This is a genomic window from Pseudomonas sp. CCC3.1 (assembly GCF_034347405.1).
In the GTDB taxonomy this organism is placed as follows: domain Bacteria; phylum Pseudomonadota; class Gammaproteobacteria; order Pseudomonadales; family Pseudomonadaceae; genus Aquipseudomonas.
This window is the reverse complement of sequence record NZ_CP133778.1, coordinates 383,025-406,979: the sequence shown is the minus strand read 5'-3', so window position 1 is coordinate 406,979 and position 23,955 is coordinate 383,025. Positions and strand designations below refer to the sequence as shown.

Annotated in this window: 19 protein-coding genes; 13 read left to right on the top strand and 6 right to left on the bottom strand. The window is 57.4% G+C overall.

All coding sequences use genetic code 11. The annotated features are described in order from the left end of the window. The first annotated feature begins 260 nt into the window (after window positions 1-260). From RHM56_RS01870 to RHM56_RS01840, 7 genes are all read left to right on the top strand, one after another. A complete protein-coding gene (locus RHM56_RS01870) occupies window positions 261-1,886 on the top strand; it encodes an ABC transporter substrate-binding protein (RefSeq protein ID WP_322237998.1) in 1,626 nt (541 codons plus the stop codon). A gap of 399 nt (window positions 1,887-2,285) precedes the next feature. Further along, on the top strand, window positions 2,286-3,653 hold the full coding sequence (locus tag RHM56_RS01865) for an OprD family porin (protein WP_322237995.1): 1,368 nt from the start codon (window positions 2,286-2,288) through the stop codon (window positions 3,651-3,653). Between the two features lie 187 nt (window positions 3,654-3,840). Next, on the top strand, window positions 3,841-5,436 hold the full coding sequence (locus RHM56_RS01860) for an ABC transporter substrate-binding protein (RefSeq protein ID WP_322237993.1): 1,596 nt from the start codon (window positions 3,841-3,843) through the stop codon (window positions 5,434-5,436). Between the two features lie 75 nt (window positions 5,437-5,511). Next, a complete protein-coding gene (locus RHM56_RS01855) occupies window positions 5,512-6,522 on the top strand; it encodes an ABC transporter permease subunit (protein WP_322237990.1) in 1,011 nt (336 codons plus the stop codon). Between the two features lie 10 nt (window positions 6,523-6,532). Beyond that, window positions 6,533-7,444 carry an ABC transporter permease subunit gene (locus tag RHM56_RS01850; RefSeq protein WP_322237988.1) on the top strand — a complete coding sequence of 304 codons (912 nt, stop codon included), beginning with the start codon at window positions 6,533-6,535 and terminating at the stop codon, window positions 7,442-7,444. Window positions 7,445-7,454: 10 nt separating this feature from the next. After that, the gene (locus RHM56_RS01845) at window positions 7,455-8,423 is read left to right on the top strand and encodes an oligopeptide/dipeptide ABC transporter ATP-binding protein (RefSeq protein WP_322237986.1); all 969 of its coding nucleotides are present in this window, start codon (window positions 7,455-7,457) and stop codon (window positions 8,421-8,423) included. After that, window positions 8,423-9,397: a peptide ABC transporter ATP-binding protein gene (locus tag RHM56_RS01840; protein WP_322237984.1), complete on the top strand. Its 975-nt coding sequence runs from the start codon at window positions 8,423-8,425 to the stop codon at window positions 9,395-9,397. The genes RHM56_RS01845 and RHM56_RS01840 overlap by 1 nt, the downstream gene beginning before the upstream one ends. A 96-nt stretch (window positions 9,398-9,493) precedes the next feature. Here RHM56_RS01840 and RHM56_RS01835 read toward each other — a convergent pair whose 3' ends face one another. From RHM56_RS01835 to RHM56_RS01825, 3 genes are all read right to left on the bottom strand, one after another. Further along, entirely contained in the window at window positions 9,494-12,268 is a 2,775-nt protein-coding gene (locus tag RHM56_RS01835) for an RHS repeat-associated core domain-containing protein (protein WP_322237982.1), read from the bottom strand. Window positions 12,269-12,328: 60 nt separating this feature from the next. Continuing rightward, the gene (locus tag RHM56_RS01830; RefSeq protein WP_322237980.1) at window positions 12,329-12,625 is read right to left on the bottom strand and encodes a hypothetical protein; all 297 of its coding nucleotides are present in this window, start codon (window positions 12,623-12,625) and stop codon (window positions 12,329-12,331) included. Window positions 12,626-12,785: 160 nt separating this feature from the next. Then, complete coding sequence (locus RHM56_RS01825) at window positions 12,786-14,369, bottom strand: peptide chain release factor 3 (RefSeq protein ID WP_322237978.1); 1,584 nt, start codon at window positions 14,367-14,369, stop codon at window positions 12,786-12,788. 337 nt (window positions 14,370-14,706) lie between these two features. Here RHM56_RS01825 and RHM56_RS01820 point away from each other — a divergent pair, with 337 nt between their 5' ends. The 6 genes from RHM56_RS01820 (at window position 14,707) to leuD (ending at window position 20,397) form a co-directional block, all read left to right on the top strand. Beyond that, entirely contained in the window at window positions 14,707-15,423 is a 717-nt protein-coding gene (locus tag RHM56_RS01820) for an ABC transporter permease (RefSeq protein ID WP_322237976.1), read from the top strand. Between the two features lie 24 nt (window positions 15,424-15,447). Then, a complete protein-coding gene (locus RHM56_RS01815) occupies window positions 15,448-16,341 on the top strand; it encodes a glycine betaine ABC transporter substrate-binding protein (RefSeq protein WP_322237974.1) in 894 nt (297 codons plus the stop codon). 9 nt (window positions 16,342-16,350) lie between these two features. Continuing rightward, window positions 16,351-17,004 (top strand): ABC transporter permease, encoded by a 654-nt coding sequence (locus RHM56_RS01810; RefSeq protein WP_322237972.1) that lies wholly within the window; start codon window positions 16,351-16,353, stop codon window positions 17,002-17,004. Further along, window positions 17,001-18,158 (top strand): ABC transporter ATP-binding protein, encoded by a 1,158-nt coding sequence (locus RHM56_RS01805; RefSeq protein WP_322237970.1) that lies wholly within the window; start codon window positions 17,001-17,003, stop codon window positions 18,156-18,158. The genes RHM56_RS01810 and RHM56_RS01805 overlap by 4 nt, the downstream gene beginning before the upstream one ends. A 206-nt stretch (window positions 18,159-18,364) precedes the next feature. Next, window positions 18,365-19,786, top strand: a complete 1,422-nt coding sequence (gene leuC, locus RHM56_RS01800) for a 3-isopropylmalate dehydratase large subunit (RefSeq protein WP_322237968.1) — start codon at window positions 18,365-18,367, stop codon at window positions 19,784-19,786. Continuing rightward, window positions 19,783-20,397, top strand: a complete 615-nt coding sequence (gene leuD / locus RHM56_RS01795; protein WP_322241667.1) for a 3-isopropylmalate dehydratase small subunit — start codon at window positions 19,783-19,785, stop codon at window positions 20,395-20,397. The genes leuC and leuD overlap by 4 nt, the downstream gene beginning before the upstream one ends. Window positions 20,398-20,641: 244 nt before the next feature. Here the strand turns inward: leuD and RHM56_RS01790 are convergent, their stop codons facing one another. The 3 genes from RHM56_RS01790 to RHM56_RS01780 all read right to left on the bottom strand — a co-directional run bounded on the left by RHM56_RS01790 (window position 20,642) and on the right by RHM56_RS01780 (window position 23,942). Further along, window positions 20,642-21,556 carry a LysR substrate-binding domain-containing protein gene (locus RHM56_RS01790; RefSeq protein WP_322241666.1) on the bottom strand — a complete coding sequence of 305 codons (915 nt, stop codon included), beginning with the start codon at window positions 21,554-21,556 and terminating at the stop codon, window positions 20,642-20,644. A 39-nt stretch (window positions 21,557-21,595) separates the two neighbouring features. After that, the gene (locus tag RHM56_RS01785) at window positions 21,596-22,471 is read right to left on the bottom strand and encodes an alpha/beta hydrolase (RefSeq protein ID WP_322237966.1); all 876 of its coding nucleotides are present in this window, start codon (window positions 22,469-22,471) and stop codon (window positions 21,596-21,598) included. A 109-nt stretch (window positions 22,472-22,580) separates the two neighbouring features. Then, window positions 22,581-23,942: an ATP-binding protein gene (locus tag RHM56_RS01780; protein WP_416194878.1), complete on the bottom strand. Its 1,362-nt coding sequence runs from the start codon at window positions 23,940-23,942 to the stop codon at window positions 22,581-22,583. Between the last annotated feature and the right edge of the window lie 13 nt (window positions 23,943-23,955).

Sequence of the window (23,955 nt, the reverse complement as noted above, 5' to 3'; positions counted from 1 at the left end):
TTTTATGCCTGCGACACTCACCCACCCACAAACAATAGGGAATGCTCCTACGCACAAACAAATAAGCGCTTACATATTTTCCCGCCAAGAGCCTAGATAAGTAACACCCCGTCAGGATCGACCGGCAGCGACACGTGAACGGTCTATGGTTAACCCAGACCCGCGCTGCGCATGTTGCACCGGCCAGGACGGGGTAAGTATCGAGAGGCTGATTCAACGGGTCGCCCTCACACTAAAAATGACAAAAAACAGAGGTATCCATGTTCAAACACGCGGTCATTCCTTTATTGGTGGGTGCCAGCCTGCTGGCAAGCGCACCTTTCGCCCAGGCAGCCACCAATCTGGTGTATTGCTCTGAAGGCAGCCCGGCCGGTTTTGACCCCGGCCAATACACCACCGGCACAGACTTCGATGCCTCGGCCGAAACGATCTACAACCGCCTCAGCGAGTTCGAACGCGGCAGCACCAACGTCATTCCCGGGCTGGCAACGAGCTGGGACACTTCACCGGACAACCTGACCTACACCTTCCATTTACGGGAAGGGGTCAAGTTCCACACCACGCCGTACTTCACCCCCACGCGCAACTTCAACGCCGACGATGTGCTCTTCACCTTCAACCGCATGCTCGACAAAGACATGCCGTTCCGTAAGGCCTACCCCACCGAATTCCCCTACTTCACCGACATGGGGATGGACAAAAACATCAAATCAGTCAAAAAAGTCGACGACCACACCGTCACGTTCACCCTGGACAAGGTTGACGCCGCTTTTATCCAAAACATGGCCATGCACTTTGCCTCCATTGAATCGGCCGAGTACGCCGACAAACTGCTGAAAGCCGGCAACCCGTCCGACATCAACCAGAAGCCCATCGGCACTGGCCCGTTCGTGTTCAAGAGTTACCAGAAAGACTCGAACATCCGCTACACCGGCAACAAAGCGTACTGGAAGCCTGAAGACGTCAAAATCGACAACCTGATTTTCGCCATCACCACCGATCCGTCGGTACGCGTACAAAAGCTGAAAAAGAACGAATGCCAGATCACCATTTACCCGCGCCCTGCTGACCTGCAATCCCTCAAAGAAGACCCCAACCTGAAGATGCCCAACCAGGCAGGTTTCAACACGGGTTACATCGCCTACAACGTGATGGACAAGATCAAAGGCAGCGACGAGCCCAACCCGATGGCCCAACTCAAGGTTCGTCAGGCGCTGGACATGGCAGTGAACAAACAACAAATTATTGATTCGGTGTATCAGGGCGCAGGCCAGTTGGCGACCAACGTCTTGCCGCCGACCCAATGGTCGTATGACGAGTCGATCAAAGACGCGCCCTACGACCCTGAAAAGGCCAAGCAACTGCTCAAGGAAGCAGGCATCAAGGAAGGCACCGAAATCACCTTGTGGGCCATGCCGGTTCAACGCCCGTACAACCCGAATGCCAAGCTGATGGCTGAAATGCTGCAAGCGGACTGGGGCAAGATCGGCATCAAGGCCAAGATCATGACCTACGAATGGGGCGAGTACATCAAGCGCTCCAAAGGCGGTGAAAACGGCGCGATGCTGATTGGCTGGAGCGGCGACAACGGTGACCCGGACAACTGGCTCGGCACCCTGTTCGGCTGCGACGCGATCAATGGCAACAACTTCTCCAAGTGGTGCAATCCCGAGTTCGACAAACTGATCACGGCCGCCAAGAACACCACGGACGTAACCGAGCGAACCAAACTCTACGAACAAGCCCAGAAGTTGCTCAAAGAACAAGTCCCGCTCACACCGATCGCCCACTCAACGGTGTATCAGCCGATGCGCAAAAACGTTGAAGGCTTCAAGATCAGCCCCTTGGGCTTGATGTCTTTCTACGGCGTCAGCGTCGATAAATAAGTAACCCGTGAATGCGGCGACAACGCCGCATTCAGTCCCCTGCCGCACACCCCGTAAGCCCCTCTCCCCGCCATCTAAAGGCCACTGCGTACTACAGCAGACACCGTAAGACAAAAAGACACTTCCTACGCACTTATCAGCCGCGACGCATTTACCACCTCGCGCCGCGCCCCTAACGTCGAGGCTTGTCTAGGCACTCTAGGCCCTCAGCCATGAAGCCTTCTCAAACATCTGCCTGAACGACTGGCTAACTCCTTGATGACCTCTGCTGGCCACCTCGCGTGGCGCGTTGAGCCCTTGCCAAAAATAGCCAGAGCAAACGTTTGCAGCGTTCTAAAAGCACCAAAAAAACCGAGCCTCATAAAAGAACAGCAATAAAAAACAACAGGAGCCTCAATCATGAAACTGACAACACGCGCGCTACTTGCCTTATCCATCACTGGCCTCACAGCGCAGGCACATGCCGACGAATTTATTGCCACACAATTAACACCAGGCGCCAGCCAGCAAAGCCAGACCAAGGGCTTTATTGAAGAGCAGGCCTTGAGCGGTACTACACGCAACTGGTATGCCAATGAACTCAAGCGCCGTAACGATCGCTTCAGTTACCTCGATAATGGCGTCCGAGAATCCACCCCGCGCCGGATCAACTGGGTGCAGGGCACTATTGTCGATTACACCTCTGGTTTTACTCAGGGCACTGTGGGGTTCAGCACTCAAGTCGCGGTTTACAACGCTATGGCGCTGGATCGCAACGTAAAAGACATTGCAGGCCCCAACAACCGCACCCTGACTCATAGCAACGGCGATGCCATTGATCAGTGGAGCAAGCTGGGGCTAGCCAACCTCAGCGCACGGATTTCCAACACCACACTGACCGTGGGCCGACAGAACTTCAGCAGTCCGAGCATTGATGTGATCGGCAACCGGGCACTGCCCTCAAGCTTCCAAGGGCTGGCCTTGCACAGTAAAGAATTCAACAACCTGTCGTTCGACGCGGGCTCATTTGACAGGGTCTCGCCACGCACCGAGCAAAGTATCAGCAAGTTGCGCAGTGAATATGGCGCCCTTGGGGTCGAAACAGATCGCGCCAGCGTCGCGGGCCTTAACTACCAGCCGTTTAAAAGCCTGAAAACCACGCTCTTCGCAACCCACGTTGAAGACTTCTGGAACCAGTACTACTTCGGTGCCACCCACGAGTGGGGCGACAATGCAGTGCTGGGCGTCAACACCGACCTTAAATACTACAAGACCCTCGATACCGGCAAAAAAGCGCTGGGCGAGATCAACAACGACGCCTACAGCCTGGCACTGGGCTTGACTCACCAAGCCCATACCGTGAGCTTGTCGTACCAGCAAATCATCGGTGACGAGTACTTCGATTACCTGCACGAAACAAACGGCATCCACTTAGCCAACTCATTGTTCTCGGACTTTAACGGCCCCAACGAGAAATCACTGCAGTTGGCGTACAGCATCAACATGGCGCAATACGGTATTCCCGGCCTCAAGTTCAACGCCTACCACGCACGCGGTTGGGGCATCGACGGCACCGACTACAAAGGCACCGCCTATAACGTACGCAACATGGACGGTGAAACCCACAGCGAGTACAGCGTTGGCACATCCTATGCAGTCCAAAGCGGTCCACTGAAAGCCACGTCTATCCGCGCGACTTACACCACGCACCGAGCCAGCAAAAACCAGTCTGATGGCAACATCAACGAGTTTCGTCTGGTGACAACCATCCCGTTCAATATTCTGTAAACGTTTCGTTAGGCACAACAAGGCCACGGCGATAAGGACTGCAGACCTGTGGAAGCTGGCTTGCCAGCGATAGCATCGACCCGGTGTATCAGACAAAAAGCGTCGTCTGCATCGCTGGAAAGCCAGGCGCCCACAGGCCTGGAGACGTAAAAAAGGATTACTTCATGTTTGAAGAGAGAGGATTTCGATGAAAAAACTTCCACTGCATACGACCCTTGCCGTGACACTGTTCAGCATCGCTATCAGTGTGTCGGCCAAAAATCTGGTGGTCTGCACCGAAGCCAGCCCCGAAGGATTCGACATCGTCCAATACACCACTGCCGTGACGGCCGATGCTTCGGCAGAAACCCTCCTTAACCGCCTCGTCGACTTCAAGCCGGGCACCACCGATGTTGAGCCCGCCCTGGCTGAACGCTGGGACATCAGCGCCGATGGCCTCCAGTACACGTTTTACCTGCGCCCCGGCGTCAAGTTTCACACCACCGATTACTTCAAACCGACCCGCCCCCTTAACGCCGACGATGTGATCTGGAGTTTTCAGCGCCAACTGGACCCAAATCACCCGTGGCATGCGCTCTCGCTAGTCGGTTTTCCTTATTTCGAAAGCATGGGCTTCAAAAACCTGCTCAAAAGCGTTGAGAAAGTGGACGACATGACCGTCAAAATCACGCTCAACCATGCCGAATCGCCATTTTTGCGCGATGTGGCCATGCCATTTACTTCGATTTACTCCGCCGAGTACGCTGATCAACTGCTCAAGGCTGGTAAAACGGCCGAGCTGAACAGCAAGCCGATTGGCACCGGCCCGTTCATTTTCGTGCGTTACAACAAAGACGCCCAAGTGCGCTTCAAGGCCAACCCGGACTACTTCCGTGGCAAGCCACCAACTGACAACCTGATTTTCGCCGTGACCACCGACAGCAACGTGCGCCTGCAAAAGCTCAGGGCCAACGAATGCCAGGTCGCGCTGTACCCCAAACCCGATGAAGTCTCCAACATTCGTAAAGACCCTAACCTCAAGGTCGATGAACTGGCTGCCCTGATGACCAGCTACATCGCCATGAACTCCAGCCACAAATACCTCAGCGATGTGCGGGTACGGCAGGCCATCGACATGGCCTTTGACAAACAGACGTACCTGAACAGCGTGCACGGCGATGGCAATGCCCTGCTGGCCATCACCCCCTACCCGCCGACTATGCTGGGGTACAACAAAACACTGCAAAGCCCCCCCCGTGACCTGGACAAAGCCCGCGCCCTGCTCAAGGAGGCTGGCGTACCCGAAGGCACGACCTTCACCTTATTCACCCGCAACGGCGGCGGACCGACCAACCCCAACCCGATGCTGGGGGCTCAGTTACTGCAATCGGACCTGGCAAAAATCGGGCTCAAACTCGACATCCGGGTCATGGAGTGGGGTGAAATGCTCAAGCGTTCCAAAGCCGGCGAGCATGACCTGGTGTCCACGGGCTGGGGCGGCGACAACGGCGACCCGGACAACTTCCTGACCCCGCTGCTTAGTTGCGAGGCTGCCAAAAACGGCGAGAACTATGCACGCTGGTGCAATAAAGCCTTCGAAGACCTGATCACCAAAGCCCGTAACATCAGTGAACCCGCAGAACGGGCGGCACTCTATGAACAAGCACAGGTGATATTTCATCAAGAACAACCCTGGATCAACGTCGCACACCCTATGCTCTTTACAGCCATGCGCAAAAACGTCGAGGGCTACACCCTAAGCCCGTTGACCAACAACAATTTCGCCACTACCCAGGTGAAGTAGAACAATAAAAAACCCGCCAGCGTTCACCCGAGCAATGGCGGACTTGCCTAACCGGCTGATGAGGAACACCACACGATGTTTAGTTTTATTGCCCGCCGCGTGGGGTTGTTGATCCCCACGTTCTTCGGCATCACCTTGCTGACCTTTGCCCTGATTCGCATGATCCCCGGCGATCCAGTCGAAGTCATGATGGGTGAGCGTCGGGTAGACCCTGAAATGCACGCTCAAGCCATGGAGCGTCTGGGCCTGAACAAGCCGCTGTACGAACAGTATTTCGATTACGTCGGCAAGCTTGCCCACGGCGACCTGGGAGAGTCGTTGCGCACACGTGAAAGCGTGTGGAGCGAATTTTCCGTGCTGTTCCCGGCAACCCTTGAACTGGCACTGTTCGCGCTGTTGTTTGCAGGCGTCCTCGGGCTGCTGGCCGGGGTTGTTGCGGCGCTCAAGCGCGGCTCATTGTTTGACCACGGGGTCATGGGACTATCGCTCGCGGGTTATTCCATGCCTATCTTCTGGTGGGCGCTGATCCTGATCATGTTCTTCTCCGTCGGGCTGGGCTGGACCCCTGTGACCGGGCGTATCGACCTGCTTTACGACATCGAGCCAAAGACGGGCTTCATGCTCATTGACACCCTGCTCAGCGATCAACCCGAAGCCTTCTGGGACGCGCTGCACCACATGATCCTGCCAGCCATCGTGCTCGGCACCATCCCGCTGGCGGTGATTGCGCGAATGACCCGTTCATCCATGCTCGAAGTGCTGCGCGAAGACTACATCCGCACCGCCCGAGCCAAAGGCCTGTCACCGGCACGCGTGGTATTCGTGCACGGCCTGCGCAACGCGCTGATCCCGGTGTTAACCGTGATCGGCCTGCAAGTCGGCACCCTGCTTGGGGGAGCCGTGCTCACCGAAACCATCTTCTCGTGGCCTGGAATCGGCAAATGGCTGATCGAAGCCATTGGTGCCCGGGACTATCCCGTGGTGCAAAACGGCATCCTGCTAATCGCCTGCCTGGTGATTCTGGTCAACTTCGTGGTGGACATCCTCTACGGCCTTGCCAACCCACGCATCCGCCACCAGCGCTGAGATCCTGACCATGAGCACATCAACCAACGCGACTGAAGTGGATCAAAGCCTGCTTTATCCATCCCCGTACAAAGAGTTCTGGCATGCCTTCGCCAAAAACAAAGGCGCTGTAGCTGGCCTGATCTTCATGAGCATCATCGTGTTCTGCGCGATTTTTGCCCCATGGGTCGCGCCCCACAACCCGAGCGAGCAATACCGCGACTTCCTGCTGACCCCGCCGGTCTGGCTTGAGGGTGGCAATTGGCAATTTCTGTTGGGCACCGACGAGCTGGGCCGTGACATGCTGTCACGCCTGATCGCAGGTTCGCGCCTGTCGCTGCTGATCGGCTTGTCATCGGTGGTGATTTCGCTGATCCCGGGCGTGATTCTGGGCCTGTTCGCCGGGTTCTTCCCGCGCCTGCTTGGCCCCGGCATCATGCGCTTAATGGACATCATGCTGGCCCTGCCCTCGTTGCTGCTGGCGGTGGCGATTGTCGCCATCCTCGGCCCTGGCCTGATCAACACCGTGATCGCGATTGCCGTGGTCTCGCTGCCGTCCTACGTACGCCTGACCCGCGCGGCGGTGATGGGCGAACTGAACCGCGACTACGTCACAGCTGCTCGCCTGGCCGGTGCCAGCTTGCCACGCCTGATGTTCATCACCGTGCTGCCCAACTGCATGGCGCCCTTGATCGTACAGGCCACGCTGAGCTTTTCGTCAGCCATTCTCGACGCGGCCGCCCTGGGCTTTCTGGGCTTGGGCGTACAACCGCCCACTCCGGAGTGGGGCACAATGCTGGCCTCGGCGCGTGACTACATTGAACGTGCGTGGTGGGTCGTGAGCCTGCCCGGCTTGACCATTTTGCTCAGCGTGCTGGCAATCAACCTGATGGGCGACGGTCTGCGCGATGCGCTGGACCCGAAACTCAAGAACGCCGCCTGAGGAGATTCCCATGTCACTGCTAGAAATCAAGAATCTCAACGTCCGCTTTGGCGACGCCAATGCCGTGCCCGTGGTCGATGGTTTGAGCCTGTCTGTGGATAAAGGCGAAGTCCTGGCCATCGTCGGCGAATCGGGGTCCGGCAAGTCCGTGACCATGATGGCGCTGATGGGCCTGGTCGAGCACCCCGGCATCGTCACCGCCGACGCGCTGAGCTTCGACGGCACCAACATGCTCACCCTTAGCCCGCGTCAACGCCGACAAATTGTGGGTAAAGACATGGCGATGGTCTTTCAAGACCCGATGACCGCGCTGAACCCCAGCTACACCGTGGGTTTTCAGATTGAAGAAGTGCTGCGCCTGCACCTTAAAATGTCGAAAAAAGACGCCCGTAAACGCGCCATCGAGCTGCTGGAAAAAGTAGAAATACCCGGCGCCGCCAGTCGCATGGAGGCCTACCCGCACCAACTGTCGGGTGGCATGAGCCAGCGTGTAGCAATTGCCATGGCGATTGCCGGCGAGCCCAAACTGCTGATCGCTGACGAGCCGACCACCGCGCTGGACGTGACCATTCAAGCCCAGATCATGGACTTGCTGCTCAACTTGCAACGCGAACAGAACATGGGGCTGGTGCTCATCACCCACGATTTGGCCGTGGTGGCTGAAACCGCACAGCGGGTCTGCGTGATGTATGCCGGTCAGGCGGTCGAAGTGGGTCAAGTGCCCGATCTGTTCGACGTGCCGGCTCACCCCTACAGCGAGGCGCTACTGGCCGCAATCCCGGAACACAGCATGGGCGCTGCACGTCTGGCGACCTTGCCCGGCATCGTGCCGGGGCGTTACGACCGTCCGCAAGGTTGCCTGCTGTCACCGCGCTGCCCGTACGTGCAAGACAGCTGCCGCCAACAACGCCCGGCCCTTTTCCCCCAAACCCATAGCCAAGTGCGCTGCTTCTTTCCCTTGAATCAGGAGGTGGCGTAATGACTGTTGTTCTTACTGCCCGCGACCTAACCCGTCATTACGAAGTGTCCCGCGGCCTGTTCAAGGGTCACGCGCAGGTACGCGCCCTCAACGGCGTATCGTTTGAACTGGAAGCCGGGAAAACCTTGGCCGTGGTCGGCGAATCAGGCTGTGGCAAATCCACCTTGGCCCGCGCCCTGACCCTGATTGAAGAACCGTCCTCCGGCTCGTTGAAAATCGCCGGACAAGAAGTCGCAGGCGCCAACAAGGCTGAACGCAAACAACTGCGCAAAGATGTACAGATGGTCTTCCAGAGCCCTTACGCCTCGCTCAACCCTCGGCAAAAAGTCGGGGATCAGTTGGCTGAACCGTTGCTGATCAACACCCAACTGAGCGCCAGCGAACGCCGCGACAAGGTTCAGGCCATGATGAAACAGGTCGGCTTGCGCCCAGAGCATTACCACCGCTACCCGCACATGTTCTCGGGGGGACAGCGCCAACGCATCGCCCTGGCACGGGCGATGATGCTGCAACCCAAAGTGCTGGTGGCAGACGAACCGACTTCCGCGCTCGACGTATCGATTCAAGCGCAGGTACTCAACCTGTTCATGGACTTGCAGCAAGAATTCAACACCGCCTACGTCTTCATCTCACACAACCTGGCGGTGGTGCGGCACGTGGCCGATGAAGTGCTGGTGATGTACCTGGGCCGCCCAGTAGAAATGGGCCCAAAAGAAGAGATCTACACCCGGCCGCTGCACCCCTACACCCAGGCGCTGTTGTCAGCGACCCCGACCATTCACCCGGACCCGCTCAAGCCAAAAATCAAAATTGTCGGCGAGTTGCCCAACCCGCTGAACCCGCCCTCAGGTTGCGCCTTCCACAAGCGCTGCCCGTATGCGACCGAGTTTTGCAGCACTCATGAGCCGTCATTGCGTGTGCTGGATAACCGCCAAGTAGCTTGCCATCACGCGGAGCTGTTTTTACAGGCGTAATAAATCAGCCCGCACAACAAGGCCCTGCAGGAGCGAGCTTGCTCGTGATCGGTTGATGTTCAAAAGATCGCGAACACGCTCGCTCCTACCACGGCATCAGGAACGCCCCACTCTGCTTGCGTTGCCGCCATTGGGCTTATGACTCGCAATTGTCCGTTTCACTGCAGACTTCCACGCTAGCTTGGGGTTGAAAAAATCAGGCACGATTGAAATATAAAAATTTTGCAGCCCGTGTTCATTTTTTCGCTCTACGCCCGTCGCACGCAGCCCAAAATCCTTAAGAATCCTGGCGGTGCTTTTGCCATTGGGCGTATTGCCCAGAAAGACGCGATGCATCTGCGCGTGATGATTTTCCAGCCCACTGGTTTCTTTTAGGGTCCGATAGTTTTGAACATCAAATCTGACAATCATCGAAGGCAGTTTTCCGAAGAAGCCCATGGCTTTCGAAACCAGTCGGTATTGATGCCGCGTAATGTCATTGGCAAAAAATTGCTGGCCCGCGTGAGACTCTCGATAGTTCTCTTTAAACACCCACTTTGAAGGCGTATACACATTCACAAAGATACCAGCCACAGCCTGAAAACCATCCCGAGCAGTAATATCGGTAGAAACCAGCCCACTCTCCAGATCAACAGTGTTGATCATATTAAATTCCCGCTTACCCCCGGAGAATGACTGATAGTCAAGATCAAACAGCCTTTGAGCAATACCCTCGGTTTTATAGCTATTGCTCGCGTCATCTGCCGCTCTGCTATCGATACCTTCATAAGTGATCTGTTCATAAAAGTGATCGGATGACTCTACGGCCTCCAGGGCCACCTCTACATCAGCCTCATCATCGGTGGGTAGGGCCCCCAACACATCCAGTAGTGTCACCGGGTTATTGTGGACGAATCGATAAAGATTTAATCCGTCAATATCGCTCAGAGGGTCAGGATTCAACCAATGCATTAACCAAGGGGCATAATAACGAAGCCCGTAATAGACAAGGCCTGTTGCATCATGCTCTCGCCCTGAGTAATGACGCGTTTTATAACGGAACTCAACTTCGTTGCGTCCTGCAAACCAAGCCGTTGTGCCGAAAGGATGATAGGTTTCCTGACTGATGATCCGAGCTTCGCTGTCCAACTCTATACAGTCAGAACCCAAGTGATCAGTGAGACAGTAAAGCACTGGATCGTTAGCACCTTCAGGTGGCGTAATGCACTGCAACACCCGAGCCCGAGTACGCCCGGCATTTATACGGATCTCTTGAACGACTTTCTGGGTAACAGCGCACGTTCGTAACTCCAGGCCCGGGAGATAGCGTGTTTCCGAGATCAGTGTTCGAGCCTTGGTCTGGGCTAACCGTACCTTGCGACAACGCAGGCCATTGGCACCATAAATATAGAGTTCACTATCATTATTGCCATCCGGACGCGCTACAGGGTTCACTTCCCGCAACTGATTACGCGAATCCCACATCATTGATTGCCCGGCCTGGAGCATCAACCGGTTACCGTTGCCATCAAACGCTGCCGCGATCTCTTCTTCAGTAGGGGCGCCCCCTTCACGCTCGGGGAGTGCCCGGTTACTGTACTGTGCGATGGTCATCACCTGGCTATGGGACTGTGGTCCCACGTGCGCCAAGCTCAACACATTGCCACTGGCATCGTAAGTATACGTTTGCCAATAATTGCCCACCGCCCGGGTATCAGCAAAGCGATTGAAAAACGGCCCCTTGTTTAAACCGCCCGCCTCCCATCCTGTGGCTTCAATCAACTGGTACACGCTATCGTAGGCATATCGGTTAACGGGTTCCACACGCTGATTGGCAAAGTAGCGTGTGGATGGAACAGCATCCTCGGCACTGATTATGTTGCCGACCGGGTCGTGCTGATAGTGCAAATCCTGCAAAACAAAGCCCGAAGAGCGTTGCGCTTTAATCCGAATCATCCGGCCACTGGCCGGGCAATACTGAACTGTACTCGTCACCCCGTTACCCGTAACTTCCTGTTCAATTTTATCTTGAGCGTTATATCCAATAGCACTGACAACACACTGCGGCGCGGACTGATTATTTAACTGCACGCTAACGGACTGTAATTGACCGGCAATGCTGTATCGAAAAAACTGCTGATTACCCTTTGCATCCTTTTGCGCCACTGAATCGTTTTGAGCGTTATAGACCCACGTGGTGGTGGCTTGCTGGTTGAGTGGTTCAAGCAGCTCCTCCCGCTCTTGCCATTGGAGTGGCCAATCAGGCTCTACAAGATCACGAAGAAAACGCCGAGTCTGTGACGTCACACCACCATTAATAGCAAATTCATTAAACGTCTGAGTCCCCGCAGAGTCATCATGCCGAATCAAGCGCCCGCATTGGTTATGCCCGGAAAACTCATCACGACCATCGGCGTATTCATATCGCGCCGAACATATGCCCTCCTCAAACGTAGCCTTGATACGCATAGAACCGTCAAAGACACTCAGGCGCAGTCTGCCTTGGCTGTCCCATTGCTGAACACATTGCTGAGCATCATTAAACAAGTGGGTACGCTCTCCTGCATCTGAACGCCCCGAATACACGCTTTTTTGCGTGAGTGAATAAACAACGTTCACATTGGCTGGTGCGCCTTGCGAGTGCAGTGCCCACAAACGCGGGTCCCACTGCGCCTGCAAGCGGCCCATGGCGTCATAAGCGTTTCGGTTTATCCGTTCATCGGCAGGGCCTGTCTCGGCTGAGCGGCAGAAACTCACAGTACGGACCTGCAAGCCACGCGGATCAAAAACCGCCAAGGTCGGGGTGTGCTGGCATAACAACGTTGGTGAGCGAGGCATGAACATTACCTTTGCTTTGGCGGGCGCTAAACAGGCAAACAGGCGATGAACCATTGCTCTTAACCACCGTATTCTGTAGGCGCGAGCCTGTCTCGCGCCTACAGGGGCCAGGGTTTATGTCTGGCTGTCGCCATCGTCGTCATCGCTACTGTCATCGCCGCTACTGCCACCGCCATTGGCGCCACCATCACCGTCGGTCTGGTCGTCGTAGCCTGAGCTGCCGCCCTGGCCTTGATCACCCGGCTCCGAATCTGATTTGTACAAAGCATTAACTGTCGGCCCCGGCATACCTGTGGCAGAAACCCCTGCCCCCGGACTCTGCAACGGGTTACTCGCCCATGCCGCTGATGCACTGACCGTCAACAACACCAACACCTTAAGCAACAACACAAAACGCTGAAAAAGCTTCATAGCCATTTCCATCCTGTGGTGGGGGGACGGCTTAAAACTACTCCGCCTTATGGGGCTTTTCCAGAAACTTAAAGCAGGCGATAGACCTATTTGAAATAGCCAGGCATAAAAAAAGCGAAGCCCGAAGGCTTCGCTTTTTTAACCCTTAACGCCGGAGTGCTTAGTGATGCTCACGCGTTGCACGGAAGCTCACGTCAGGCCAGCGCTCTTCCATCAACGCCAGGTTAACGCGGGTCGGGGCCAGGTAAGTCAGGTGACCGCCACCGTCCACAGCCAGGTTTTCCACCGCTTTGACACGGAATTCTTCCATTTTCTTTTTATCGTCGCAGTCAATCCAGCGCGCCGAGTACACGGTGATTGGCTCGTAGGAGCATTCCACTTTGTATTCTTCTTTCAGGCGGCTCGCGACCACGTCGAATTGCAGCACACCCACGGCCCCCAGAATGATGTCGTTGCTGCGCTCCGGGAAGAACACCTGTGTGGCGCCTTCTTCGGCGAGTTGCTGCAAGCCCTGACGCAATTGCTTGGACTTGAGCGGATCGCGCAGACGTACACGACGGAACAGTTCCGGAGCGAAGTGCGGGATACCGGTAAAGCTCAGGCTCTCACCTTCGGTGAACGTGTCACCGATCTGGATGGTGCCGTGGTTGTGCAAACCGATGATGTCGCCCGCAAAGGCTTCTTCAAGCTGCTCACGCTCGGAGGAGAAGAACGTCAGCGCGTCGCCGATGCGCACGTCTTTGCCGGTACGAACGTGGCGCATTTTCATGCCCTTTTCGTACTTGCCCGAGCAAATGCGCATAAAGGCAATGCGGTCGCGGTGTTTGGGGTCCATGTTCGCCTGGATCTTGAACACGAAACCGCTGAACTTCTCTTCAACCGGCTCAACGGTGCGCTCATTGGCCACACGGGCCAACGGCTTCGGTGCCCAATTGACCACAGCATCGAGCACGTGATCGACACCAAAGTTGCCCAACGCGGTACCGAAGAACACCGGGGTCAGTTGGCCATCAAGGAATTCCTGCTGGTTGAATTCATGGCAGGCGCCTTGAACCAGTTCCAACTGATCGACAAAGCGATCGTACTCGTCACCCAAGTGGGCGCGGGCTTCGTCAGAGTCGAGTTTCTCGATGATTTTGACGTCAGTGCGCTCATGACCGTGACCGGCGGTGTAGACGATGATGTAGTCGTCAGCCAGGTGATAAACACCCTTGAAGTCGCGGTAGCAGCCAATCGGCCAGGTGATCGGCGCCGCCTTGATCTTGAGGACCGCTTCGATTTCGTCCAGCAACTCGATCGGATCGCGAATGTCGCGGTCGAGTTTGTTGATGAAGCTGACGATAGGCGTGTCACGCAGACGGCACACGTCCATCAGGGCGATGGTCCGAGGCTCAACCCCTTTACCGCCATCGAGCACCATCAGGGCCGAGTCGACCGCCGTCAATGTGCGGTAGGTATCTTCCGAGAAGTCTTCGTGGCCCGGAGTGTCGAGCAGGTTGATCATGTGGTCGCGATACGGGAACTGCATGACCGACGTGGTAATCGAAATACCCCGTTGTTTCTCCATTTCCATCCAGTCGGAGGTGGCATGGCGGTCGGACTTTCGCGATTTCACCGTACCGGCGACAGCAATCGCCTTACCCATCAGCAAGAGCTTTTCAGTGATGGTGGTCTTACCCGCATCGGGGTGGGAAATAATAGCGAAAGTGCGGCGTTTCGCGACTTCGGCGGCCTGTTGGGTCATGGGAAATCGCCTGACGATTGATTCAAAAAAGGGCGCGGATTATAGCCCAAATCAGGGCTGTACAGCCACCGTTGGTACCCTTGCTCGTCGGACAAGGGTGGCAATGTGCCGTAAAAAATGTGAACCTTTTGCGCAGTGGAGGCGTCCACTCTCCTGATACGACAAACCGTCAGGGGCTGAAATATCAGCAAGTTAGCCTGACGAGGCTGCGCTAATGACAGGTGATGGAGGCGTTTTTCGCACCCACTTGTTGCTCTTCGCGAACACGTTGTCGGCAGCCAGAAATGGCCTTGCCACATGACAATGTGTCCGCCGACTGAAAAAAAGGAGTCCGTCTGTGGCTAATCGCTATGGAAAAGGGCTTATAGGATGCGTGGCTGTTGCCGCCCTCCTGGCCCTGTTGGTCCACTGGATCGGCATCAGCACTATCGAACACTATCAAGATGATTTGTTGTTCTACCTGCAAGCCCACCTGTACCTCGTACTCGCTTCAATGCTTGCCGCCCTCGTTGTAGGGATACCCGCTGGCATTTTCCTCAGCCGACCGAATATGGCCGGACGTGCGGAACGCTTCATGCAGGTCTTCAACATCGGTAACACCGTGCCACCTCTAGCGGTACTGGCCATTGCCCTGGGCTTTCTGGGGATCGGCAGCGGGCCTGCCATCTTCGCCCTGTTTCTCGCCTCGTTGCTGCCCATTGTGCGCAACACCTACGAAGGCCTGAAAAACGTTCAGGGTTCACTCAAGGAAGCCGCCGTCGGCATCGGCATGACCCCGGGCCAAGTGCTTTGGAGGGTCGAACTGCCCAATGCCGTGCCCATCATCATGGGCGGTGTGCGAGTGGCTCTGGCGATCAACGTCGGCACTGCACCGCTGGCGTTCCTGATCGGCGCCAACAGCCTGGGCAGCCTGATTTTCCCTGGCATCGCCCTTAACAATCAGCCGCAATTGATCCTTGGCGCAGCTTGCACCGCGCTGTTGGCATTGCTGCTCGACGGCCTGGTGATACTCATCAGCCGCCGCTGGCTGGAACGCGGTCTGCGACCTGCATAGGTCCGGCTGAGCAAAGGAATAACCATGAAGAAAATTAGCTTTTTATTAGGCTGCGTCCTGCTGTGCGCAGGAATTGTCCAAGCCGCTGAAAAACCTTTGATCCGCATCGGGGCGCGCGTGTTTACCGAGCAAACACTGCTCGCGGAAATCACCTCGCAGTACCTCAATAGCAAGGGCTACAACGCCCAGGTCACCGGCGGACTGGGCAGCAGCCTGGCACGCTCCGCCCATGAATCCGGACAACTGGACATGGTGTGGGAGTACACCGGTGTGTCGCTGGTGGCCTACAACCACATCACTGAGAAGCTCGACAAAGAGCACGCCTACGATCGGGTCAAAGAAGTCGACGCAAAACAGGGACTGATCTGGCTGCACCCGTCCAAGTTCAGCAACACCTATGCGCTGGCACTGCCACAAAACGTGGCTGAAGAGTTCCCGGACATCAACAGCATCAGCGATCTGGACAAGGCGCTGCGTGACCCGCAAAACAAAGGGGCGCTGGTGGCACTGGACACCGAGTTCGCCAATCGCTCCGACGGCTTGCAGGGCATGGTCAAGCTCTACGACATGGACCTGACCCGCAAAAACATTCGCCAGATGGACGCCGGACTGGTCTACACCGCGCTGAAGAACGGTCAGGTGTTTGCCGGTCTGGTGTACACCACCGACGGGCGCTTGAGCGCTTTCAACCTCAAGCTGCTGGACGACGACAAGCATTACTTCCCGGACTACACCGCAGCGCCAGTGGTGCGTAAAGCCTATCTGGATCAGCACCCGGACCTCGAAGGTCTGCTCAAGCCGCTGGCCGATCTGTTTGATGACGAAACCATGCGCCAACTCAACGCACGGGTCGACGTCGACCACGAAAGCCCGTCCAAAGTCGCCGCAGACTTTCTGCGCCAACACCCACTCAACTGAGGAGAAGACATGGAATTTCTAAACGCCTTTTCCCACATGGACTGGACGCTGGTCGCACACCTGACGTTGCAGCACATCACCTTGGTCGGAATTGCTGTGACCCTGGCCATCGTGGTCGGCGTACCGCTCGGCGTGCTGATGACCCGCTTTCCGTCGCTGGCTGGCCCGATGCAAGCCAGTGCCACGGTGCTGCTGACCATCCCTTCGATTGCGCTGTTCGGCCTGCTGCTGCCGTTCTACTCCAAGTTCGGCCAGGGCCTGGGCCCGATGCCAGCCATTACGGCAGTGTTTTTGTACTCGCTGCTGCCGATCATGCGAAACACCTACCTCGCCCTCACGGGTGTGGAAGCCGGTATTCGCGAAGCCGCCCGCGGCATCGGCATGACCTTTAGCCAGCGCTTGCGCATGGTTGAACTGCCCATCGCCGTGCCGGTGATCCTGGCCGGTGTACGCACCGCCGTGGTCATGAACATTGGCGTCATGACCATCGCTGCCACCATCGGCGCGGGTGGTCTGGGTGTACTTATTCTTGCTGCAATCAGCCGCAGTGACATGTCGATGCTGATCGTCGGCGCAGTATTGGTCAGCCTTCTGGCCATCTTCGCTGACTTGCTTCTGCAATGGCTGCAACGCTCGCTGACTCCAAAAGGACTGCTCAAATGATCGAACTTCAAAACCTCAGCAAGACCTTCCAAAGCAACGGCAAAGATGTAAAGGCCGTGGACTCGGTAAGCCTGACCGTCAACGAAGGCGAAATCTGCGTATTCCTCGGGCCTTCGGGTTGCGGCAAAAGCACCACGCTGAAAATGATCAACCGCCTGATCAAGCCGACCTCCGGCAAGATTTTGATCAATGGCGAAGACACCACCGATCTGGACGCAGTCACCTTGCGTCGCAATATCGGTTATGTGATTCAGCAGATCGGTTTGTTTCCGAACATGACCATCGAAGAAAACATCACCGTGGTCCCGCGCCTGCTGGGTTGGGACAAACAGAAGTGCCACGACCGTGCCCGCGAACTGATGAGCATGATCAAGCTGGAGCCCAAGCAGTACCTGCATCGCTACCCGCGTGAATTGTCGGGCGGCCAGCAGCAGCGTATCGGCGTGATTCGTGCTCTGGCGGCCGACGCACCGCTGCTATTGATGGATGAGCCATTCGGCGCGGTCGACCCGATCAACCGCGAGATGATCCAGAACGAGTTCTTCGAAATGCAGCGCGCGCTGAACAAGACCGTGATCATGGTCAGCCACGACATTGACGAAGCGATCAAGCTGGGCGACAAAATCGCCATCTTCCGGGGCGGCAAACTGCTGCAAATGGACCACCCGGACACTTTGCTGGCGCACCCGGCCGATGACTTTGTCAGCAACTTCGTGGGCCAGGACAGCACACTCAAGCGCTTGCTGTTGGTCAAAGCCGAAGACGCGGCCGACAACGCGCCATCGGTCAGCCCTGAAACGCCGGTTGGCGAGGCGTTGGAGTTGATGGACGAACTCGACCGCCGTTACGTGGTAGTGACCTGCGCCGAGAACAAGGCATTGGGCTACGTGCGCCGTCGCGACCTGCATCGCCAGACCGGCACCTGCGGCCAATACCTGCGCGAATTCACCGCCACGGCGGCCTCCGAAGAGCACTTGCGCATCCTGCTGTCGCGCATGTACGAGTTCAACCGCTCGTGGTTGCCGGTCATGGACGCCGAACACGTGTTCCAGGGGGAGGTGACGCAAGAATCGATTGCCGCGTACCTGAGCTCGGGTCGCTCGCGTGGCGCCAAGACCAGCATTGTTTCGCCCGCCGAAACCGCGCTGGCCTAACCCTGTAGCCGCTGCCGCAGGCTGCGATAAGGGCCGCAGGACCTTCAACATCAGGGTCTCTGCGCGACCCATCGCAGCCTGCGGCAGCGACTACACAGTTTTCGCATCCAACACGAATCATGTTCTGAGCCATCACTGCATCGCCATTGATGGTGCCACTCCCGTCTTTATGATGGTTCGCACGCCCTTCGCTGCGAGCCAACGCCATGACCCACGCCAAAACTCTCTATGACAAGCACATTGATGCGCACACCGTGTGCGCGCTCGATGATCAAGGTCATGTCTTGCTTTATATAGACCGTCAGGTCATTAACGAATACACCAGCCCGCAAGCCTTCAGTGGTTTGCGTGAAGCCGGGCGCGAGGTGTGGCGCCCGCAAACCGCCTTGGCGGTGGTTGACCATGTGAACCCGACTGCCCCCGTGCGCGTGGCCGCCATGGCCGATGCGGGCGGTGCGTTGCAGGTGTCGTATCTGCAACAGAACTGCGAAACGTTTGGCATCGAGTTGTTTGATGTACTCGACCAGCGCCAGGGCATCGAACACGTTATCGCCCCCGAGCAAGGCTTCATCCTGCCCGGCATGGTGATCGCCGCGGGCGACAGTCACACCACGACGTATGGCGCGCTCGGTGCCTTCGGCTTTGGTATCGGCACCTCCGAAATCGAGCACCTGCTGGCCACTCAGACGCTGGTCTACAAACGCCTGAAACGTATGCGTGTGACCGTCGAAGGCGCGCTGGGGCTGGGGCTGACGTCAAAAGACGTGATCATGGCCCTGATCAGCAAAATCGGCGCGTCCGGCGCCACCGGGTATGCCATCGAATTTACCGGCTCGACCATCGATGCATTGAGCGTTGAAGCGCGCATGACCATCTGCAACATGGCCGTGGAAGCCGGTGCGCGCGGCGCTTTTATGGCGCCCGATGACAAGGTGTACGCCTACCTCAAAGACAAGCCCCGTGCCCCACAAGGCGAGTTGTGGGAACACGCGGTTGAGCGTTGGCGCCTGCTTTATAGCGACCCCGACGCGCAGTTCGATCAAGAGGTGCAACTGGACGCCTCTGACCTGCAACCGATGGTCACGTGGGGCACCAGCCCCGATCAGGCCGCCGCCATTGGCAGCAGCGTGCCGGACCCGCAAGCGATCAGTGACTTGATCTTGCGTCAGGACATGCGCCGCGCCTTGAACTACATGGGCCTGGAGGCTGGCACGCCGCTCAATGAAGTGGTGATCAGCCATGCCTTTATCGGTTCGTGCACCAACGCCCGCATTGAGGATTTACGCGACGCGGCGCAGGTGGTGCGTGGTCAGAAAGTGGCCACGCATGTGCGGGCGATGATCGTGCCGGGGTCGACTCAGGTGCGTGATCAGGCCGAGGCCGAAGGGTTGGCCGAGATCTTTATCGACGCCGGTTTTGAGTGGCGTCAATCCGGCTGCTCCATGTGCCTGGCCATGAATGATGACGTACTCGCCCCCGGCGACCGCTGTGCGTCCAGTACCAATCGCAACTTCGAAGGCCGCCAGGGCGCCGGGGCACGCACCCACTTGATGAGCCCGGCGATGGTCGCGGCCGCCGCCATTGCGGGTCACTTAGTGGACGTTCGCCAACTGTCAGGGAGAATCTGAGCATGCAACCTTTCACCATCGTCAGCGGCAAGGCGGCACCGATGCTCGCGGCCAACATCGATACCGACGTGATCATGCCTAAACAATTTCTTAAAGGCATTGATCGCAACGGACTGGATCGCGGTCTGTTTTTTGACCTGCGCTTTCTGCCTTCGGGCGAACCGAACCCGGCATTCATCCTTAATCAGCCGGGCTGGCAGGACGCACGCTTTTTGGTCACCGGGCCGAATTTTGGCTGTGGTTCCAGCCGGGAACATGCGGTCTGGGGATTGAAGCAACTGGGTATCCGCGCCTTGATCGGCAGCAGCTTCGCCGGAATCTTTTATGACAACTGCCAGCGCAACGGGGTGTTGGTGATTTCCCTGGAAGAGGCGCAGGTGCAAACGCTGGGGCACACCGTTAGCCAAGCAGAGACCGCTGAAATCACAGTTGATCTCAGCGCCCAATGCATTCAGGTGGCGGATGGCTCGTCGCTGCCATTTCAGATCGATGGCCTGCGCAAAACCGCGCTGCTACAGGGGCTGGATGCCATTGGCAGCACCTTGCAACGCAGTCCGCAGATTCGCGAGTTCCAAGAACGGCACTTAGAAGCCAACCCGTGGCTCAACTGAAACCCTAAGCCAGCTCTCACAGATCTATGGCGCGCGCAAATCTCGTAGCAGTTGCCGAGCACCGCGAGGCTACGTCCGGCTGCACAGAAGTCGTAAAATTAAGCACTGCGGGGTATCAGTTGTACCCTGCACTTAGGGTTTACGATCGCTTCGCCATCGGACGTAGCCTCGCGGTGCTCGGCAACTGCTACGAAATCGGCTTGCTATGCACCATAGAATCTCCCACAAGGGTTTAAGTATTGGCTTACAGCGTCAATCGCCCCAAATGCGCCTGCAAAAATTCCACGCACACCCGCAGCTTTCCCGAGTTGGCCAAGCGCGTCGGGTACACCGCCCACACGTCAGCGCTTTGCCGGTAGTCAGCCAGCACCTGTACCAACTTGCCCTGCTCCAGCAGCGGCCTGACATCCCACATCGAACGCAGCAACACTCCGCGCCCGTCCAGCGCCCACTGCAACACTATTTCGCCACTGTTCGACGACAACGGCCCGCTGACGCGCACGCTGGCTTCGCCCTCCAGGCCTTGCAGTTGCCAGATACCAAACGCGTTATCGCGTTCTTTGAGCACCAGACAATCGTGCTGCTGCAGGTCTTGCAGCGATTCAGGCACACCCCGGCGCTTGAGGTAGTCGGGCGAAGCGCACAGCACGCGGTTATTGGTGGCCAGACGACGACCGATGTGTTGACCCGCAATGTCATCGCCCACGTGGATTTCCAGGTCAAAACCTTCATGAACAATGTCCACCACGCGGTCGAACACATCGAGACGGATTTCCAGTTCCGGGTACTGCTCGGCCAGTAACGAAATGGCGGGCGCAACATGGTTGCGGCCAAAGCCAAAACTGCTGCACAGGTGCAAACGACCACGGGGCGCGGTATGCGCTTCGCATAGTTCGTCCTGCAACTGCTGAACATCATCGAGGATGCGCACCGCCCAGCGCTGCACCCGCTCGCCGTCGTCGGTCAGCGCGACACGGCGGCTGGTGCGGTGCAACAAGCGGCTGCCCAAGGTGGTTTCGAGGATTTGAATGCGTTTGCTGACATAGGCTGGAGACAATCCCAGCTCTTCTGCCGCGGCGGCAAAGCCACCCTTGCGCACAACCGTGAGGAAGACCCGCAGGTCTTCAGGCAACGGCGCACTGTCTTTTTTTGGCGGCATGGTCATGAACGGCTTGGCGGCAAGAGCGCACAGAATAGCTCAGCGCAGAAAAGGCAACACGTGCTCAAGCAGCAGTTCAGGGACTTCTTCGGCAATGTAGTGCCCGGACGGCAACGCCTGACCACGGACATCGGTCGCGACTTTCTGCCACTCGGCAAGCGGGTCGAAACAACGCCCCACCGTGCCCTCCGCACCCCACAACACCAGCACCGGCCTATTCAAATGCCGACCCGCAGCAATGTCTTCGCGGTCGTGCTCAAGGTCAATTCCGGCGCTGGCACGGTAGTCTTCGCAGATCCCCCGCGCGGCACCCGGCAGTTGAATGCAGCGCACGTATTCGGCCAGCGCGTGTGGCGTAAACGGTTGCAGGCCGGCACTGCGGCTGCCCATCACGCTGAGCACGTACTGCTCAGGGTCGGCCTCGATGAGGCGCTCAGGCAACGGCGCCGGGCGAATCAAGAAGAACCAGTGCCAGTAAGCCCGGGCAAAGGCTTCATTGGTTTGCGCGTACATGGCCAGCGTCGGGGCAATGTCGAGCATCACCAAACGGCTGACGGCCTGCGGGTGGTCCAGCGCCAGACGATGGGCAACACGGGCACCGCGATCATGGGCCAGCACCGAAAACTGCTCGAACCCCAGGCTGCGCATCAACGCCAATGAGTCGCGGGCCATTTCGCGTTTGCTGTAGTTGCTGTGATCCGCCACCGCTTCGGGCTTTTCGCTGTCGCCGTAGCCCCGCAAGTCGGCCGCGACCACAGTGAAATGTTCAGCCAACTGCTCGGCGACTTTGTGCCAGATCACGTGCGTTTGCGGGTGGCCATGGATCAACAACAAACCCGGCCCGCTGCCCCCGACACGGTAGGCAATCTGCACGCCATTGACCTGGCGCTGTGCTGTGTGAAATCCCGCGAACATGAGGCTGCTCCTTCTAATAGTCAGCCCATGCTAGAGCCCTCAGATTCTGCAGCAAGGGCCAAACCGTGGCGGCTCGGTTCATGAAGTGTGAAACATCGGACCGCCACCCTCACTGAGCGGGCAAGAATACACAGGCGGTCAAACCGCCCCCTTCACGATTGTTCAGCGTCAGGCTGCCCTTGTGGCTGACGGCAATGCGCTTGGCGATACTCAGGCCCAAGCCAAAACCACCTGATTGATCGTTGCGTGAGGTATCTGCGCGCACGAACGGATCGGTGACCGACTGCAAAACTGTTTGCGCGATGCCAGGCCCCCGGTCGTTGATGCGCAACGTCACACCGTTTGGCAAGCGCTCAACCTCAATCGTTATTTCGCGGGCATAGGCTTGTGCGTTCACCAGCAAGTTTTGCAAGCACCGGTGCACCAGCACGCCGTTGGCGTAGATCATCCCGCCCCGGCCGCTGACAGGCAAAGGCTCGGCGGGCGTCGACAACTCGGCGCACAGGTTGCGCAACACGCTATCGACATCAATAAACTGGCACGTGTGCTGGTTGGCACTCTGCAGATAGACGAGTACCTGGGTAATCATCTTGTCCATTTGGTAGATGTTCTGTTTCAAGCGCTCACGCTGATCGAGATCGCTCAGCCGTTCAATGCGCAAACGCATGCGGGTCAACGGTGTTCGCAAGTCGTGGGACACCGCCGCGAGAAAAAAACTCTGGTCATTGACCATCGCGACAATCTGTTTTTGCATGGCGTTAAACGTCTGGGCGGCCTGTCGAACCTCCAGCGGCCCTTCAACCGCCAACGGTTTCTGATCCAGGTTATCGCCCAGCGCATTGGCGGCGTCACTCAGCCGTTTTAGCGGGCGCAGACACAGCCGCACCGCCAGCCAGCACATCCCGATCACGCCGATAATGCGCACCACATAGACCCGCAGGATGTAGTCGGCAATCAACGCCCACGCGGACTCGCCGCTCCAGCCCTGCAACTCGTGCCCCTCGACGCTCAACCAATGACCATCGGCCAGAGGCACCGCGAAGTCGATATGGGCCGTGGCCGTTTGCAGGCCAAACAGGCTGCGCCAGACCAGCGGCTGACCCGCGGCATCGGTCAAGTCGACCTCAATCATTTCAATCGTTGGTTCATGCCCCAACTCATACGCCAGCGCCTGTTTCAACAGCAAAGCCGTGCGTCGGGCCGCACGGTCGTTTTCAGGTTGAATATCAGGTTTCGAGGTCAGGCACCTGACCGTGTAATTGGCCGGAGCTGTTTGGGGTTGCCCCGGCACACAACGGCTTTGGTTAATCAGTTGTGCTGTTCGGCTGGCCATCAGCCGGACCGGGGCTTCGAGGACTTGCGCATAGCGCACGTCGAACCAGATGCTGCTCGACAATAATTGAATAGCCAGCGTGCCGCTGACCAGAATCAGCGTCAGTTGGCCGAACAGGGTTTTGGGCCACAGGCGCATCCCCCCCTTCACA

Bases quoted from the DNA above. Each gene is read 5' to 3' on its own strand.
- RHM56_RS01870 (WP_322237998.1), top strand. From the start codon at position 261: ATGTTCAAACACGCGGTCATTCCTTTATTGGTGGGTGCCAGCCTGCTG.
- RHM56_RS01865 (WP_322237995.1), top strand. From the start codon at position 2,286: ATGAAACTGACAACACGCGCGCTACTTGCCTTATCCATCACTGGCCTC.
- RHM56_RS01860 (WP_322237993.1), top strand. From the start codon at position 3,841: ATGAAAAAACTTCCACTGCATACGACCCTTGCCGTGACACTGTTCAGC.
- RHM56_RS01855 (WP_322237990.1), top strand. From the start codon at position 5,512: ATGTTTAGTTTTATTGCCCGCCGCGTGGGGTTGTTGATCCCCACGTTC.
- RHM56_RS01850 (WP_322237988.1), top strand. From the start codon at position 6,533: ATGAGCACATCAACCAACGCGACTGAAGTGGATCAAAGCCTGCTTTAT.
- RHM56_RS01845 (WP_322237986.1), top strand. From the start codon at position 7,455: ATGTCACTGCTAGAAATCAAGAATCTCAACGTCCGCTTTGGCGACGCC.
- RHM56_RS01840 (WP_322237984.1), top strand. From the start codon at position 8,423: ATGACTGTTGTTCTTACTGCCCGCGACCTAACCCGTCATTACGAAGTG.
- RHM56_RS01835 (WP_322237982.1), bottom strand. From the start codon at position 12,268: ATGGTTCATCGCCTGTTTGCCTGTTTAGCGCCCGCCAAAGCAAAGGTA.
- RHM56_RS01830 (WP_322237980.1), bottom strand. From the start codon at position 12,625: ATGAAGCTTTTTCAGCGTTTTGTGTTGTTGCTTAAGGTGTTGGTGTTG.
- RHM56_RS01825 (WP_322237978.1), bottom strand. From the start codon at position 14,369: ATGACCCAACAGGCCGCCGAAGTCGCGAAACGCCGCACTTTCGCTATT.
- RHM56_RS01815 (WP_322237974.1), top strand. From the start codon at position 15,448: ATGAAGAAAATTAGCTTTTTATTAGGCTGCGTCCTGCTGTGCGCAGGA.
- RHM56_RS01810 (WP_322237972.1), top strand. From the start codon at position 16,351: ATGGAATTTCTAAACGCCTTTTCCCACATGGACTGGACGCTGGTCGCA.
- RHM56_RS01805 (WP_322237970.1), top strand. From the start codon at position 17,001: ATGATCGAACTTCAAAACCTCAGCAAGACCTTCCAAAGCAACGGCAAA.
- leuC (WP_322237968.1), top strand. From the start codon at position 18,365: ATGACCCACGCCAAAACTCTCTATGACAAGCACATTGATGCGCACACC.
- RHM56_RS01790 (WP_322241666.1), bottom strand. From the start codon at position 21,556: ATGCCGCCAAAAAAAGACAGTGCGCCGTTGCCTGAAGACCTGCGGGTC.
- RHM56_RS01785 (WP_322237966.1), bottom strand. From the start codon at position 22,471: ATGTTCGCGGGATTTCACACAGCACAGCGCCAGGTCAATGGCGTGCAG.
- RHM56_RS01780 (WP_416194878.1), bottom strand. From the start codon at position 23,942: ATGCGCCTGTGGCCCAAAACCCTGTTCGGCCAACTGACGCTGATTCTG.